The organism is Rhizobacter sp. Root1238 (genome assembly GCF_001425825.1).
Taxonomy (GTDB): domain Bacteria; phylum Pseudomonadota; class Gammaproteobacteria; order Burkholderiales; family Burkholderiaceae_C; genus Rhizobacter.
Genome location: NZ_LMDM01000013.1, coordinates 50,879 through 65,308 on the forward strand (window position 1 = coordinate 50,879; position 14,430 = coordinate 65,308).

General features: G+C 68.8%; 14 protein-coding genes. 10 read left to right on the plus strand and 4 right to left on the minus strand.

The window, feature by feature from the left end; translation table 11 throughout:
- Positions 1-54 precede the first annotated feature (54 nt).
- Complete coding sequence (locus tag ASC98_RS12495) at positions 55-1,083, plus strand: CaiB/BaiF CoA-transferase family protein (protein WP_157598109.1); 1,029 nt, start codon at positions 55-57, stop codon at positions 1,081-1,083.
- Positions 1,084-1,160: 77 nt separating this feature from the next.
- Complete coding sequence (locus ASC98_RS12500; RefSeq protein WP_056802433.1) at positions 1,161-1,349, plus strand: hypothetical protein; 189 nt, start codon at positions 1,161-1,163, stop codon at positions 1,347-1,349.
- Between the two features lie 192 nt (positions 1,350-1,541).
- Here ASC98_RS12500 and ASC98_RS12505 read toward each other — a convergent pair whose 3' ends face one another.
- Both ASC98_RS12505 and ASC98_RS12510 read right to left on the minus strand, forming a co-directional pair.
- On the minus strand, positions 1,542-2,036 hold the full coding sequence (locus tag ASC98_RS12505; RefSeq protein ID WP_056802436.1) for a hypothetical protein: 495 nt from the start codon (positions 2,034-2,036) through the stop codon (positions 1,542-1,544).
- Positions 2,037-2,229: 193 nt separating this feature from the next.
- Positions 2,230-3,747 (minus strand): DEAD/DEAH box helicase, encoded by a 1,518-nt coding sequence (locus tag ASC98_RS12510; protein ID WP_082542124.1) that lies wholly within the window; start codon positions 3,745-3,747, stop codon positions 2,230-2,232.
- Positions 3,748-4,053: 306 nt separating this feature from the next.
- Between ASC98_RS12510 and ettA the strand changes: the two genes are divergently transcribed.
- Positions 4,054-5,718, plus strand: a complete 1,665-nt coding sequence (gene ettA / locus ASC98_RS12515; protein ID WP_056802439.1) for an energy-dependent translational throttle protein EttA — start codon at positions 4,054-4,056, stop codon at positions 5,716-5,718.
- A 13-nt stretch (positions 5,719-5,731) separates the two neighbouring features.
- Here ettA and ASC98_RS12520 read toward each other — a convergent pair whose 3' ends face one another.
- Entirely contained in the window at positions 5,732-5,998 is a 267-nt protein-coding gene (locus ASC98_RS12520) for a hypothetical protein (protein WP_056802443.1), read from the minus strand.
- Between the two features lie 254 nt (positions 5,999-6,252).
- The gene (gene fliE / locus ASC98_RS12525; protein WP_056804624.1) at positions 6,253-6,525 is read right to left on the minus strand and encodes a flagellar hook-basal body complex protein FliE; all 273 of its coding nucleotides are present in this window, start codon (positions 6,523-6,525) and stop codon (positions 6,253-6,255) included.
- Positions 6,526-6,725: 200 nt separating this feature from the next.
- Between fliE and fliF the strand changes: the two genes are divergently transcribed.
- The 7 genes from fliF to fliL all read left to right on the plus strand — a co-directional run bounded on the left by fliF (position 6,726) and on the right by fliL (position 14,416).
- Complete coding sequence (fliF, locus tag ASC98_RS12530) at positions 6,726-8,423, plus strand: flagellar basal-body MS-ring/collar protein FliF (protein WP_056804627.1); 1,698 nt, start codon at positions 6,726-6,728, stop codon at positions 8,421-8,423.
- A 33-nt stretch (positions 8,424-8,456) separates the two neighbouring features.
- On the plus strand, positions 8,457-9,452 hold the full coding sequence (gene fliG / locus ASC98_RS12535) for a flagellar motor switch protein FliG (protein WP_056802446.1): 996 nt from the start codon (positions 8,457-8,459) through the stop codon (positions 9,450-9,452).
- Entirely contained in the window at positions 9,436-10,215 is a 780-nt protein-coding gene (locus tag ASC98_RS12540) for a FliH/SctL family protein (protein WP_056802449.1), read from the plus strand. Before fliG ends, ASC98_RS12540 begins: the two co-directional genes overlap by 17 nt.
- Positions 10,212-11,636 (plus strand): flagellar protein export ATPase FliI, encoded by a 1,425-nt coding sequence (gene fliI, locus ASC98_RS12545; protein ID WP_056802452.1) that lies wholly within the window; start codon positions 10,212-10,214, stop codon positions 11,634-11,636. The genes ASC98_RS12540 and fliI overlap by 4 nt, the downstream gene beginning before the upstream one ends.
- A gap of 130 nt (positions 11,637-11,766) precedes the next feature.
- On the plus strand, positions 11,767-12,243 hold the full coding sequence (gene fliJ, locus ASC98_RS12550; protein WP_056802455.1) for a flagellar export protein FliJ: 477 nt from the start codon (positions 11,767-11,769) through the stop codon (positions 12,241-12,243).
- Positions 12,244-12,305: 62 nt separating this feature from the next.
- The gene (locus ASC98_RS12555; protein ID WP_056802457.1) at positions 12,306-13,553 is read left to right on the plus strand and encodes a flagellar hook-length control protein FliK; all 1,248 of its coding nucleotides are present in this window, start codon (positions 12,306-12,308) and stop codon (positions 13,551-13,553) included.
- 254 nt (positions 13,554-13,807) lie between these two features.
- Positions 13,808-14,416 carry a flagellar basal body-associated protein FliL gene (gene fliL, locus ASC98_RS12560; protein WP_056802460.1) on the plus strand — a complete coding sequence of 203 codons (609 nt, stop codon included), beginning with the start codon at positions 13,808-13,810 and terminating at the stop codon, positions 14,414-14,416.
- Positions 14,417-14,430 lie beyond the last annotated feature (14 nt).

Here is a 14,430-nt window from a genome sequence, read left to right on the forward strand (position 1 = left end):
GCCAGCGGCCCGGCAAAGCCGGTTCCGCGGCGTCCGCTGGATCAAATGCGCTGAATGACCTGCGACCTGCCGCTTGTTGGCGTGCGGGTGCTGGACCTGACGCGGCTGCTGCCCGGCCCGCTGGCCACGCTGGAGTTGCAGCGCCTGGGCGCCAGCGTCCTGAAGATCGAAGGACCGCCGGGCCAGCAGGACGGGGCGCGCGAGCTGTGGCGCACCGAGGCGGAACGCGCGGCGGGCGAGCCGGCGCTGATGTTCCGCCGGCTGAACGAAGGCAAGTCGCTGCGCACGCTGGACCTGCGCGATGAAGCCGATCGCACCGCGCTGCTCGACGAGGTCACCCAGGCCGACGTGCTGATCGAAGGCTTCCGGCCCGGCGCGATGGACCGGCTCGGGCTCGGCTGGCCGGTGCTGTCGGCGCGCAACCCGCGGCTGGTGATGTGCTCGATCAGCGGCTATGGCCAGACCGGGCCGTGGGCGCAGCGGGCCGGCCACGACATCAACTACATCGCGATGGCCGGCGTGCTGCACCAACTCGCCACAGCCGACGGCGAGCCGATCGCGCCGAACTTCCAGATCGGCGACCTGATGGGTGGCACGCAGGCAGCGGTGGCCGGCATCCTCGCGGCCTTGCTGGCGGTGCAGCGCGGCGGCAGCGGACGGCATGTCGACATCTCGATGACGCATGAAGTGCGCCGCCACCATGTGCTGGCCGACCTGGTGGTCGCGCAGACCGGTCGCGCCCCGGTGCCCGGCGGCGACCTGCTGTCCGGCGGTGCGCCTTGCTACGGCGTCTACCGCACGGCCGATGGCCGCCACCTCGCGATCGGCGCCCTCGAGCTGCCGTTCTGGCAGCGCCTGTGCACCGCGCTCGACCGGCCTGAATGGTCGGACCGGCACTGGTCGCTGGGGCTGCAGGTGGGCAGCGCCGAGTCGCTGGCCTTGCGCGATGCGCTGGCCGATCTGGTGTTTACCCGTAGCCTGCAAGCCTGGTGGACGCTGCTCGAGCCGGTCGATTGCTGCGCCACACCGGTGCTGCGGCTTGACGAATGTCACGTTCACGAACTGTTCGCAAATAAACGTTGAACTTTCGTCAACGAGCCTGCCCGAGCTCCCGTTGTGCCACCCGAGCGTGTTGCTCGACCTTTGCAAAGGAGCCCCCCATGAACAAACTCATCGCCGCGCTGATCGCCGCCACCTTCTCGATGGGCGCATTCGCCCAAGCTGCTTCGGCTCCGGCCGCTGCCGCCCCGGCTGCCAAGGAAGCGGCTCCGGCCGCTGCCGACAAGAAGGTCGCCAAGAAGTCGACCAAGAAGGCCAAGAAGGCCAAGGCTGAAAAGAAGGCCGCCTGAGATCCAGGCAGCTTTCCGGGCGTCAGCGCCCAAAGGCACAGGGAACCCGGCTCAGGCCGGGTTTTTTGTTTCATGACGACCCCTCGGCAAAGGGTACTTTGCCGATCCCCCGGGGGGATCGCGGGCCGGCTTGGGGCGGCCCGGCGCTCGGCCCGCTCGCCGCCTCGACCGCTGTCATTCTTTTGTCTGCGATCAGGCGCGCAAGCGCGGCTTGGCCGCCTCCACCGCCGTGGCAAACGGCCGGCTCAACGCGATCCGCTGCCACTTGCGCTCGTCCCAGGTCTGCGGGCCGGTCAGCGTCCAGCGGGCGATGGTGTCGTCCAGCTCGACGCGCGGCACTCGCCCGAAGATCGGCAAGGCGGGTTTGAGGAGCCGCAAGCCGCGGCGCAGGCGCCCGGGCAGCGGGGCATGCGATTCATGGGCCCAGAAGATGCAGCGCTTCTCTGCCCAGAACGCCAGCCGTTCGAAGTGCACCCGCCCGGCAAAGCCGGTGTTCGCAGGCAGCAGCAGGAACTCGTCCGGCAGTTCCACCACCGAGTACGACAGGTCGCCAAGGTGCTCGCCGCTGCCGTGCTGCACGAAGATCACGCGCTGCACGTCGGCGGCCTTGAAGCGGTCGACTTCGGCATCGTCATGAAAAACGACGATGTCCGGCCCTTGCCAGGCCGTGTGCCAGGTGCTGTCCATGGGGTGTTCTCTTGAGTCGAATGGGCGGGCGTCGACGGTACGCCCCATGTCGGCTCGATATGTATCCAGACGCGACAAGCCTCGGGAGCTGTCGGCGTGATCCCCACAATGCGCGGAACAACTGGATACAAATCCGGCTGTCTGTGAGTGCCGACTCCCTCGGCAACTGACAGACAACCGTGATTTCAGCGCCTCAGCGCTTCGGCTGGGTCAGGCGCGGCGCCGGCTTCGCGCCATCGCGGCGCGGGCCGTTGCCCGGCTGCGCCGGACGCGGGCCGCTGCTGGTGCGCGCTGCCGACGTTGCCGGCGCCTGGCCGCCACCGGTGCGGGCGTGGCCCTGACCACCGCCGTTGCTGCCACCACCACCCCCGGTGCGTGCCGGTGCGGATCCGCCACCGCCGCCGCCACGGCTGTCACGCCCGCGGCCACCGCCGCCGCCATGTCCACCACCGCCGCCAGCCCCACGGCCACCACCGCCGCCACCACCGGCATGCCGATGGCCGCCGCGGCCGGCGCCTTCGCCGATCACCATGCGGCCGAGCACGATCGGCTCGGGACGCTCATTGGCACTCGGCTCGAAGCCCGGCACGATCTCTTTCGGGATCTCGCGCTTGATCAGCTTCTCGATGTCGCGCAGGAAGCCGTTCTCGTCGACGCACACCAGCGAGACCGCCTCGCCTTGCGCGCCGGCGCGGCCGGTGCGGCCGATGCGGTGCACATAGTCTTCGGGCACGTTCGGCAGCTCGAAGTTGACGACGTGCGGCAGCTGGTCGATGTCGATGCCGCGCGCCGCGATGTCGGTGGCCACCAGCACCTGCAGGTCGCCGGTCTTGAAGTCGGCCAGCGCCTTGGTGCGCGCGCTCTGGCTCTTGTTGCCGTGGATCGCCATCGCGCTGATGTCCTGCTTCAGCAGGTGCTCGACCAGCCGGTTCGCGCCGTGCTTCATGCGCGTGAAGACCAGCACCTGGTGCCAGTCGTTCGACTTGATCAGGTGCGTCAGCAGCTCCTTCTTCATCTCGCGGCCGACCGGGTGGACCTTCTGCGCGATCGCGTCGTTGGTCTGGTTGCGGCGCGCGACCTCGATCAGCGCCGGCTTGTTCAGCAGGCGGTCGGCGAGCGTCTTGATCTCGTCGCTGAAGGTGGCCGAGAACAGCAGGCTCTGCTTCTGCGCCGGCACGATCGCCAGCACCTTCTTGATGTCGTGGATGAAGCCCATGTCAAGCATGCGGTCGGCTTCGTCGAGCACGAAGATCTCGACGTGGCTCAGGTCGAGCGTGCGCTGCTGGTGGTGGTCGAGCAGGCGGCCGGGCGTGGCCACCAGGATGTCGACGCCCTTGCGCAGGCGGTCGATTTGCGGCTGCATGCCGACGCCACCGAACATCACCATCGACGTGAGCTGCAGGTACTTGCCGTAGGTGCGCACGCTTTCCTCGACCTGCGCCGCGAGTTCGCGGGTGGGCGTGAGGATCAGCGCGCGGATCGGCAGCTTGCCGCGTGCGTCGCGCACCGCCGGCTTGGCCGACAGGCGCTGCAGCATCGGCAGCGTGAAGCCGGCGGTCTTGCCGGTGCCGGTCTGGGCGCCGGCGAGCAGGTCGCCGCCGGACAGCACGGCCGGGATGGCCTGTGCCTGGATGGGAGTGGGAACGGTATAGCCCTGTTCGTGAACGGCACGCAGCAGGGGCTCGGACAGGCCGAGGGTGTCAAAAGACATGGGGATCCATCAGGAGATCGGCCCGTCGCCGAGATCTTCGGCGCCAGTCGCAGGCAGACGGTGAGGCGAGCGCGAGGCTCAGGTCAGGGATGACGGCAGCGAAGTGACTGGTGTCTGCGCTGGTGGCGGCATTCTACCTGCTGAACGCGATTTCATCGGCCGAACTGCGGGGTCGGCGCGGGCTTGATCCGCGTGCCGTCGCGACGCGGGCCGCGGAGCGGCGACAATACCGGTTTTGGCGCCGCGTTCTGCGGCCGGCCATTCCAGCTCTTCCCCAGCTCTTCCCGCTCTCCAGGACCACACGCCATGGCTCAGTACGTATTCACGATGAACCGCGTGGGCAAGATCGTCCCGCCCAAGCGCCAGATCCTCAAGGACATCTCCCTCAGCTTCTTCCCCGGCGCCAAGATCGGCGTGCTCGGCCTGAACGGTTCCGGCAAGAGCACGCTGCTGAAGATCATGGCCGGCATCGACAAGGACATCGAAGGCGAGGCCACGCCGATGCCCAACCTGCGCATCGGCTACCTGCCGCAGGAGCCGGTGATGGCGCCCGACCAGACGGTGCGCCAGGCGGTCGAAGAAGGCCTGGGGGGTTCGCTCGCCGCCAAGAAGCGCCTCGACGAGGTGTATGCCGAATACGCCGAGCCCGATGCCGATTTCGACGCACTGGCTGCCGAGCAGGCCGAGCTCGAAGCCGTCATCGCCGCCGCCGGCAGCGAGAACACCGACCTGCAGCTCGAGATCGCGGCCGATGCGCTGCGCCTGCCGCCCTGGGAAGCCGTGGTCGGCAAGCTGTCGGGCGGCGAGAAGCGCCGCGTCGCGCTGTGCCGCCTGCTGCTGTCCAAGCCCGACATGCTGCTGCTCGACGAGCCCACCAACCACCTGGACGCCGAGTCGGTCGACTGGCTGGAGCAGTTCCTGAGCCGCTTCAGCGGCACCGTGGTGGCCATCACCCACGATCGCTACTTCCTCGACAACGCGGCCGAGTGGATCCTCGAACTCGACCGCGGCCGTGGCATTCCGTACAAGGGCAACTACAGCACCTGGCTCGACCAGAAGGAGCAGCGCCTCGAGCAGGAGCAGAAGACCGAGGACGCGCGCACAAAGGCGATGAAGAAGGAGCTGGAGTGGGTGCGCCAGAACCCGAAGGGCCGCCAGGCCAAGAGCAAGGCGCGCCTGGCGCGCTTCGAGGAACTGAGCGACGTCGACTACCAGAAGCGCAACGAGACCAACGAGATCTTCATCCCGGTGGCCGACCGCCTGGGCCATGAGGTGATCGAGTTCACCAACGTGAGCAAGAGCTTCGGCGACCGCGTGCTGATCGACGACCTGAGCTTCAAGGTGCCGGCCGGCGCGATCGTCGGCATCATCGGCCCGAACGGCGCCGGCAAGTCGACGCTGTTCCGCATGATCGCCGGCAAGGAGCAGCCGGATTCGGGCACCGTGAAGATCGGCCCGACCACGAAGATGGCCTTCGTCGAGCAGAGCCGCGAGTCGCTGGATTCCGACAAGACCGTGTGGCAGGACGTGTCGGGCGGGCTCGACAACATCGTGGTCGGCAAGTTCGTGATGCCGTCGCGCGCCTACATCGGCCGCTTCAACTTCAAGGGCAACGACCAGCAGAAGCTGGTGGGCAGCCTGTCGGGCGGCGAGCGCGGGCGCCTGCACCTGGCGAAGACGCTGGCGCAGGGCGGCAACGTGCTGATGCTGGACGAACCGTCGAACGACCTCGATGTGGAAACGCTGCGCGCGCTGGAAGACGCGCTGCTCGAATTCGCCGGCAGCATCATGGTGATCAGCCACGATCGCTGGTTCCTGGACCGCATCGCGACGCACATCCTCGCCTGCGAAGGCGATTCGAAGTGGGTGTTCTTCGACGGCAACTACCAGGAGTACGAGGCCGACAAGAAGCGCCGCCTGGGCGAAGAGGGCGCGAAGCCGAAACGCCTGCGCTACAAGGCGCTCAAGTAAGAGCGGCTGCCGGTCAGAAGGCTCGCTGGCAGGTGGCCAGCTTGTCCTTCGCCGGCATCGACAGCATCCGGTTCACCTCGGAGTTGTAGGTGCTGCGGTAGCCGTCGCTCTTGCGCACCGACGACAGGTCCGACTTGGTCTTGGCCGCCAGCTGCACGAGCATGTCCTGCCCGGGCTTCATGCTCTTCGGGTCGACCGGCATGCAGACGAACAGCACGGCATCGATGCCGGCCACCATCTGCTCGACGGCGTCGTCGGCATGGGCCGGCAGGCAGGTCACGAGGGCGGCAGCCAGCAGCCCCGGAATAACGAACGCGGATTTCAAACAGCAGCCCAACGGTGAGACGCCGCGCCGGGCACCTCGTGGTGCACAGGGGGCGTCGGATATCAGGCCGCCATTGTCCCGAACTTCGGGCGCTTGCGCCTTCGGGTACACGCGAATGGGGGGTCATGGCGGGCTGTCGATTCCGTCACGACAAGCACGTCACGACAGAACACTACAGCGGCGCACCGCCCCGGCACGCTGACAGCCCTTTACACCGACATGTTCATGATGTCGGAGTAAGCCTGCACCAGCCGGTTGCGCACCTGCAGCGTGGCCTGGAAGCCGATCTGCGATTTCTGCATCGCGACCATCGTCTCTTCCAGGCTGACCGTCGGGTTGCCCAGCGACACCTGGCGCTGCATCTCGTCCGATTTCACCTGTGAATCGCTCACCGAGCGCAGCGCTTGCGTCAGCGCCTGCTGGAAGCCCGCGCCCTCGGTGGCCTTGCTGCTGTTGACCAGCGGCGTGCCGTTCGGGTTCATCCCCGCACGGGCCGCAGCCTGCGCGAAATTGAAGGGCTTGAGGGTGACGTCCATGGGATCGGACTGTAGACAAGACCCTGAAGCCGGATGGGGCGAACTGCGGGCCGTTTCCCCGGCTGTTCAACGCAATTGAAACCTCAAGTTTCCAAATAATCGCTTCCGTCAGCCGGCCTTTGCCGTCACAGCACCAAGCGAACAACATGGACAACGCGGTCACCCTTGCCAACCCCAGCCAGCTCCCCGTGCCGGCAGGGTTCGGCGCGCGCCTGGCGGCGCTGCCGGCCAAGAGCAAGGCCAGCCTGGGCCTCGGCATCGCGGCGCTGATCGCGGTGCTCGCCGCCATCACGCTGTGGAGCAGCCAGGGCGACTACAAGGTCCTGTACGCCAACCTGTCCGAAAAGGACGGCGGCGCGATCATTGCCCAGCTGTCGCAGATGAACGTGCCCTATCGCTACTCCGATGGCGGCGGCGCGATCCTGGTGCCGTCGGCACAAGTTCACGACCTGCGCCTGAAGCTCGCGTCGGCCGGCCTGCCGAAGGGCTCGATCGTCGGCTTCGAGCTGATGGACGGCGCCAAGTTCGGCCAGACCCAGTTCCAGGAACGCCTGACCTTCCAGCGCGGCCTCGAAGGCGAGCTGACCCGCTCGATCACCGCGATGTCGGCGGTGCAGAACGCCCGCGTGCACCTCGCGCTGCCGAACCAGAACGGCTTCTTCCGCGAACAGCAGAAGCCGAGCGCCTCGGTGATGCTGACGCTGCACCCCGGCCGCACGCTCGACCGCTCGCAGATCGCCGGCATCGTGCACCTGGTGTCGTCCAGCGTGCCCGAGATGAACCCGAAGGCCGTCAGCGTGCTCGACCAGACCGGCACGCTGCTGTCGGCCGCGCCCGACGCCAGCAACGGCGCCGGCCTCGACGCGCAGCAGCTGCAGTACGTGAACCAGATCGAGGCCAGCTACAACAAGCGCATCCTCGACATCCTCGAGCCGGTGATCGGCCGCGACAACCTGCGCGCGCAGGTCACCGCCGACATCGACTTCTCGCAGGTGGAATCCACCGCCGAGGAGTTCAAGCCCAACCAGGGCGAGAACGCCCAGGCCAGCGTGCGCAGCCAGCAGAGCAGCGAGCAGATGGGCCAGAGCGGCGCCGGCGCCACCGGCATCCCCGGTGCCGCGTCGAACCAGCCGCCGGTGCCGGCGACCGCCCCGGTGACGGGCGCCGCCCAGCCGCTGCAGACCGCGCAGAACGGCGCCGCGAGCAACACCAACAGCCGCAAGGAAGCCGTCACCAACTACGAGGTCGACAAGACCGTGCGGGTGACGCGCAACGCGACCGGCACCGTCAAGCGCCTGAACGCCGCGGTGGTCGTCAACCACCGCAGCGTGACCGACGCCAAGGGCAAGACCACCACCGTGCCGCTGACGCCCGACGAGATCGAGAAGCTGAACGTGCTGGTGCGCGAGAGCATCGGCTTCAAGCAGGAGCGCGGCGATTCGGTGAAGGTCATCAACGCACCGTTCCGCATCGAGAAGATCGAACCCGACACCACGCCGATCTGGAAGCAGCCGCAGACGCTGGACATGCTGCGCGCCGCCGCAGTACCGGCTTCGCTGGCCCTGGTCGCGATGGTGATCGTGTTCGGCCTGATCCGCCCGGCGCTGAAGGCCGCGCTGCCGCAGCCGGTGTCGCCGGCCGATGCGCGCGGCAACACGCTGAACGCCATGGTCGACGATGCCGAGGCGCTGCCGAAGGTGGGCAACGATGCCGACGCGAAGCTGCCGATGCTCGAAGCCCCGCGCATCAGCCCGACGCTGATCGCCGCCCGCGCCTATGCCAAGGACAACCCCGCTGCCGTGGCCAGCATCGTGCGCGACTGGGTCAGCGGCGAAGCCGCCTGACCGTCGCCAATCAAAAGAACCACGGAACAGACGATGGACACCAAGGGACTGGAAGACGCGGCGATCTTGATGATGTCGCTCGGCGAGGAGGAAGCCTCCGAGGTGTTCAAGCACCTGACGCCGAAAGAGGTGCAAGGCCTCGGCGAGACCATCGCGAAGATGAAGACCATTCCGCGCGACCGCGTGGAGACGGTGCTGGAGCGCTTCGCCAACCAGGCGCAGGAGCAGAGCCTGCTCGTCACCGACACCGACGAGTACGTGAAGAGCGTGCTGCGCAAGGCGCTGGGCGACGACAAGGCCAACCTGCTGATCGACCGCATCCTGCAGGGCGGCGACACCAGCGGCATCGAGAGCCTGAAGTGGATGGACGCGAGCTCGGTCGCCGAGCTGCTGCGCAACGAGCACCCGCAGATCGTCGCGGCGATCCTGGTGCACCTGGACTTCGACCAGGCCTCGTCGGTGCTGAAGTGCTTCACCGAGCGCCAGCGCAACGAGGTGGTGGTGCGCATCGCCACGCTCGACGGCATCCAGCCGGCGGCGCTGAAGGACCTGAACGACGTGATGAGCAAGGTGCTGGCCGGCGGCGACAAGCTGCGCAAGGCCTCGCTCGGCGGCGTGAAGACCGCGGCCGAGATGATCAACCTGCTGGGCGGCAGCATCGAGACCGCGGTGCTCGACTACGTGCGCGAGGCCGACAACGAGCTGGCGCAGAAGATCATGGACAACATGTTCACCTTCGACGACCTGGAGAAGGTCGACGACAAGGGCATCCAGCTGCTGCTGAAGGAAGTGCAGTCCGAATCGCTGGTGATCGCGCTGAAGGGTGCGACGCCGGAGATGCGCGAGAAGGTGTTCCGTAACATGTCCACGCGCGCCGCCGAGACGCTGCGCGAAGACCTGGAATCGCGCGGCCCGGTGCGCGTCAGCGAGGTCGAGGCCGAGCAGAAGGAAATGCTGAAGATCGTGCGTCGCCTGAGCGACGAAGGCCAGATCGTGCTCGGAGGCGCCGGTGATGACCAGTTCCTCTAAGCCGAACGGCCCGCGGCAGGTGCCACCGCCGGCCGGCGCGAAGCCGACCAGCACCTACAGCCGCTTCATCCCGCGCGAGGAGCTGAGCTCGTTCGCCGCGTGGACGCCGGGCTCGCTGTCCGGCGGCAACGAGGCGCCGAACACCGGCGTGCACCGGCCCGAGCCGCCGGCTCCGCCGGCGCCGAACCCGGTCGACGAACTGATGGCGCAGCTCAAGCAGGTGCGCCAGACCGGCTACCAGGACGGCTACCGCGATGGCCTGGTCGCGCTCGACGGCTTCAAGCAGAGCTATGCGGCGCAGGTCACCGCGCAGGTCGGCGCGATCGTGCAGGGCTTCGGCCAGCAGCTCGACGACCTGCAGCAGGACATGGCGCGCGCGCTGGCCGTCACCGCGACGCAACTGGCCAAGCAGATGGTGCGCAGCGAACTGAGCATGAAGCCCGAACTGGTGGCGGTGGTCGCGACCGAGGCGGTCGACACGCTGCTGCTGAGCGCCCGCCACATCACCGTGCGCGTGCACCCGGACGACCATGCGCTGGTCGCCCAGGGCGCGGCCGACGTGCTGGCCGCGCGCGGCGCGCGCCTGTTGTCCGACGCCGAGGTGCTGCGCGGCGGCTGCCTGGTCGAGTCCGACATCGGCGTGATCGACGCGACGCTCGAAGCGCGCTGGCGCCGGGTCGCCGCGTCGCTCGGCTGCGAGCAGGAATGGGAAGGCGATGAGCCGCCGCTGCCCGAGATCGACGAGAACGGTGACGCCGCATGATCACGTCGAAGCCCGAATCCAAGGCCGTTGCGACCGCCGACAAGTGGCAACGCTACCTTGGCGACCTGAAGAACTTCTCGGCCGATGCCATGCCGCTGGAGACCCAGGGCACGCTGGTGCGGGTGGCCGGGCTGGTGCTCGAGGCCGCCGGCCTGCGCGTGCCGGTCGGCTCGGTCTGCGAGGTGCGCATGGACGGCCAGCCGCCGGTGCTGGCCGAGGTGGTCGGCTTCTCGGGCGACCGCGCCTACCTGATGCCCACCGGCGAGATCCACGGCCTGGCGAGCGGCGCGCGCGTCGTGCCGCGGCCGTCGCCGATCGTGCCGCTGCTGCTGGGCGCGACGCAGCACCAGTGGCGGCGCAGCGAAGACCGCACGCTGCACCTGCCGATGGGCGACGGGCTGCTCGGCCGCGTCGTCGATTCGCAGGGCCTGCCGATGGACCGCAAGGGGCCGCTCGGCAGCGTGCACAACGAGCCGCTGGTGCGCCGCCCGATCAATGCGATGGACCGCGACCCGATTCGCCAGCCGCTGGACACCGGCGTGCGGGCGATCAACGCGATGCTGACCGTCGGCCGCGGCCAGCGCATCGGGCTGTTCGCCGGCACCGGCGTCGGCAAATCGGTGCTGCTCGGCATGATGGCGCGCTACACCGCAGCCGACGTGATCGTGGTCGGCCTGATCGGCGAACGCGGCCGCGAAGTGAAGGAATTCATCGAGGACATCCTCGGCGAGGAAGGCCTGCGCCGCTCGGTGGTGGTGGCTGCGCCGGCCGATGCGCCGCCGCTCACGCGCCTGCAGGGTGCGAGCTACGCGACCGCGATCGCCGAGCACTTCCGCGACCGTGGCCAGCATGTGCTGCTGCTGATGGATTCGCTGACCCGCTTCGCGATGGCGCAGCGCGAGATTGCGCTGGCGATCGGCGAGCCGCCGGCCACCAAGGGCTACCCGCCGAGCTGCTTCGCGAAGCTGCCGCAGCTGGTGGAGCGCAGCGGCAACGGGATCCACGGCGTCGGCTCGATCACCGCGTTCTACACCGTGCTGAGCGAAGGCGACGACCAGCAGGACCCGATCGCCGACGCGGCGCGCGGCATCCTGGACGGCCACATCGTGCTGTCGCGCGAGCTGGCCGAGGCGGGGCACTACCCGGCGATCGACGTCGAGCGCTCGATCTCGCGGGTGATGAACAACGTCAGCCCGCAGGAGCACATCGACGCCGCGCGGCGCTTCCGCCAGCTGAGCGCGAAGTACACGAAGGCGCGCGACCTGATCCAGCTGGGTGCGTATTCGCCCGGCCACGACGGCGAGCTCGATGCCGCCGTCAAGCTGCACGGCCCGATGGTCGAGCTGCTGCAGCAAGGCATGAACAAACCGGCCAGCCTGAACAACAGCGTGCGCGACCTGCGCAAGTTGTTCGGCGGCTGATCACGATGATTGAAGGAGTGCGCATGATTCAACTCTCATTCGAAGCACCGGCCGAGCGCCGGGCCGCTCCCAAGCCGGCCGGCATCCCCTCGGGGGATCGGCAAATGTATTCATTTGACGAGGGGCAGTCATGAGCAACGACCGATCGATCGAGCCGCTGATGGCGCTGTTGGGCCAAGCCGAGCGCGAGCGCGATGCGGCGATGGCCGAATCGCGCCGCGCGACCGATGCGCAGGCCGCGGCCACCGCCCAGGCCGAGCAGCTGGTGACCTATCGCGGCGAGTACGAGGCGCGTTTTCGCGAGCAGTTCAGCCGCAGCAGCTCGATGGACCTGATGCAGTGCTACCAGGGCTTCATGCAGCGGCTGACGCTGGCGATCGACCAGCAGCAGCGCGTGGTGATCCATGCGCAGGGGCGTGTCGAGCGCATGCTGCAGCTGCTGACCGAGCAGGAGATGCGCGTCGCGTCGGTGCGCAAGCTGCTGGAGCGCCGGGTGCAGGAACTGCGCCTGGTGGCCGACCGCCGCGAGCAGAAGCAGACCGACGAGTTCGCCGCGCGGGCCGCCTGGAACCGGCTGAGCCAGACGGGCGCGTCGCCGGTGGTCTGAGCGCCGCTGCGCTGATCCGCATCTTTCCGATCCACCGCTGAATCCACCGCCCAGGCACTTTCATGTCCGCTGCCGTGTCGTCGTCCCTGCCGATCTTTTCCGCGAACAACCCGCTGGCGGTCGCGCCGGCCCCTGCGCCGTCGCCCGAGGTGCCGCATGCCAACGCGTTCTCGCAGATGCTGAAGCAGCGCCAGCAGGCGCAGGCGGCGCCGGCTGCCGCGCCGCCGGCCGCATCACGTGCGCCGACGACCCAGCCGGCCAAGCCGGTGGCGCCCGCTGCACCCAAGGCCGCGCAAGCGCCGGCTTCTGCGGCAACCGAGCGCCCGCAGGGGGGGCAGAAGGCCGAGTCGCCGACTTCCGCCGAATCCGCTGCCAAGGGGGATGCCGAAGCTACCGCGTCCACCGCTTCCACCGACGCGACCGATGCCGCGACATCCGACAACGCTGCGTCGCCGACCGGGCTCGACCCGTCGCTCGGCAGCTGGCTGGCCGGGCTGAACCTGCCGGCCGCGAGCACGCAGGCCGGCGGCAAGCTGGCGCGCGGCCAGGCCGAGGCCGGCGATGCCGCCTCGGGCGATGCGCCCGGCGGCAAGGCCGGCGGTGAAGGCGGCGGCCGTGGTGCACGGCGGCTTGGGGGCGAAGCGCCCGGCGCCCGCGCCGACCGCGCGGCGCCATCCCAGGGCGCCGAGGCGCCGGCGGCCAAGTTGCTGGCCGAGGCGGCCGACCATGGCGCCTCGTTCCGCGAGGTCGCGGCCCAGGTGCATGGCGCCGGCGACAGTGCGCGCACCGATGCCGCGCCGGCCAGCGGCGCGCTGCTGGCCGCCGGGCTGGCGGCCACCGCGCCGAGCGCACCGGCCGAGGCGCCGACCGTCGTCAGCCTGCCGACGCCGGTGGATGCGCCGGATTTCACGCAAGCGCTGGGTGTGCAGGTCAGTGTGCTGGCCGCCGACGGCGTGCAGCAGGCCGAACTGCACCTGAACCCGGCCGAGATGGGGCCGATCTCGGTGCAGATCGTGATCGACGGCAGCCAGGCGCAGGTCGATTTCGGCGCCGACATGGCAAGCACCCGCCAGCTGATCGAGAGCGGGCTGCCCGAACTGGCGTCCGCGCTGCGCGACGCCGGCTTCACGCTGACCGGCGGCGGCGTGTCGCAGCAGGCGCGCCAGGGCTCGTCGGAGGGCGGCCAGGGGCGCGGCGAGGGCGGGTCCCGCCCGCGCAGCAGCGTTGGCGGCGTCGAGGCGGCGCAAGCGTCCACCCCGCGCCGCAGCACCGCCCGCGTGTCGGCCGGTGGCCTCGACCTCTACGCCTGACGCCTCTCATCCACCCGTTCTCCCTGAGCCTGTCGAAGGGTTCTGGGTACACAAGCCGTTCGGGCTGAGCCTGTCGAAGCCCATGCGCAGGCTTCGACAGGCTCAGCCCGAACGGGGTAGGTGAGGACAGCGCGGTTTTCCCCCGCTTTTCGCGCTTTAGAAATTCCCCCGGCTTTCCATAATTTCCCCATTGCAACCCGCGAGTGCGGCGCCGTCGTGGCGCCACCGGACGGGAGGCCATCGAGGGAAATTCCATGTCCACTGCCGTCGCCGACGCTCCTGCCGGTGCAGCCCCGAAGGGCAAGAAGAAGCTGATCGTCATCGTGGCCGCCGTGCTCGCGCTGGCGGTCGGCGGGGGCGGTGCCGTCGTGGTCATGAAGAAGAAGGCCGCCGCAGCCGCTGCCGCCGCCGAGGAAGAAGACGGCGAGGATGCCGGCGCCGCCGCGCCCGAGAAGCACGCCAAGGACGAGCACAAGGGCGTCCCCACCTTCGTGCCGCTGGAAGTCTTCGTCGTCAACCTGGCCGACAAGGAGACCGAGCGTTTCGCGCAGATCGGCGTCACGCTGGAAGTCGACGACCCGAAGTTCGCCGAGCAGCTGAAGGTCTACATGCCGGCCATCCGCAGCGGCATCCTGATGGTGATGTCGCACAAGACCTCGCAGCAGCTGCTCGAAGGCGAAGGCAAGATCCAGCTCGCCCGCGAAGTGATGCGCGAAGCCGTGCTGCCGCTGGGCATCGAAGTCGATGCCGACGACGCCGACGGCGACGACTCGCCGAAGGGCAAGAAGGGCAAGAAGAAGCGCAAGGCCGCGGTGCACAACCCGGTCACGCACGTGCACTACTCCACCTTCATCATCCAGTGATGCAGGTCTTCGTC

What these genes read in the sequence shown, in the direction of transcription:
- ettA (WP_056802439.1), top strand. Translation starts at nt 4,054, where the DNA reads ATGGCTCAGTACGTATTCACGATGAACCGCGTGGGCAAGATCGTCCCG.
- fliJ (WP_056802455.1), top strand. Translation starts at nt 11,767, where the DNA reads ATGAGCAACGACCGATCGATCGAGCCGCTGATGGCGCTGTTGGGCCAA.
- fliL (WP_056802460.1), top strand. Translation starts at nt 13,808, where the DNA reads ATGTCCACTGCCGTCGCCGACGCTCCTGCCGGTGCAGCCCCGAAGGGC.
- ASC98_RS12540 (WP_056802449.1), top strand. Translation starts at nt 9,436, where the DNA reads ATGACCAGTTCCTCTAAGCCGAACGGCCCGCGGCAGGTGCCACCGCCG.
- ASC98_RS12505 (WP_056802436.1), bottom strand. Translation starts at nt 2,036, where the DNA reads ATGGACAGCACCTGGCACACGGCCTGGCAAGGGCCGGACATCGTCGTT.
- fliG (WP_056802446.1), top strand. Translation starts at nt 8,457, where the DNA reads ATGGACACCAAGGGACTGGAAGACGCGGCGATCTTGATGATGTCGCTC.
- fliI (WP_056802452.1), top strand. Translation starts at nt 10,212, where the DNA reads ATGATCACGTCGAAGCCCGAATCCAAGGCCGTTGCGACCGCCGACAAG.
- fliF (WP_056804627.1), top strand. Translation starts at nt 6,726, where the DNA reads ATGGACAACGCGGTCACCCTTGCCAACCCCAGCCAGCTCCCCGTGCCG.
- ASC98_RS12510 (WP_082542124.1), bottom strand. Translation starts at nt 3,747, where the DNA reads ATGTCTTTTGACACCCTCGGCCTGTCCGAGCCCCTGCTGCGTGCCGTT.
- ASC98_RS12555 (WP_056802457.1), top strand. Translation starts at nt 12,306, where the DNA reads ATGTCCGCTGCCGTGTCGTCGTCCCTGCCGATCTTTTCCGCGAACAAC.
- ASC98_RS12495 (WP_157598109.1), top strand. Translation starts at nt 55, where the DNA reads ATGACCTGCGACCTGCCGCTTGTTGGCGTGCGGGTGCTGGACCTGACG.
- ASC98_RS12500 (WP_056802433.1), top strand. Translation starts at nt 1,161, where the DNA reads ATGAACAAACTCATCGCCGCGCTGATCGCCGCCACCTTCTCGATGGGC.
- fliE (WP_056804624.1), bottom strand. Translation starts at nt 6,525, where the DNA reads ATGAACCCGAACGGCACGCCGCTGGTCAACAGCAGCAAGGCCACCGAG.